Consider the following 260-nt stretch of genomic DNA (forward strand, 5'->3'; position numbering starts at 1 on the left):
ACCACGGCTTGCCGAAGTGGCCAGGGATCGCTGGCCAAGAAAAATCCTTCCACGGATTCAGGTCCGTACGGCCGTCCATGATGTCCGCCATGCGAGTGCCCATCAGCGTCGACATCTGGGTACCGTGACCGCTGTAGCCCATCGAGTAGTAAATGCCGTCCCGCTGCCCGGCGCGCGGCAGCCGGTTCTTTGTCATGTCGACCATCCCGCCCCAGCAATAATCGATACGGGTATCAGCCAGTTCAGGGAACACGCTCGCG

Annotated in this window: 1 protein-coding gene; it reads right to left on the reverse strand. The window is 61.2% G+C overall.

What is annotated here, in order from left to right:
* On the reverse strand, window positions 1-260 hold a 260-nt coding region (locus SB816_RS32800), incomplete at both ends, for an NAD(P)/FAD-dependent oxidoreductase (RefSeq protein WP_410548353.1).

The sequence above is a fragment of the Achromobacter sp. SIMBA_011 genome (genome assembly GCF_046535435.1).
In the GTDB taxonomy this organism is placed as follows: Bacteria; Pseudomonadota; Gammaproteobacteria; order Burkholderiales; family Burkholderiaceae_B; genus Achromobacter; species Achromobacter dolens.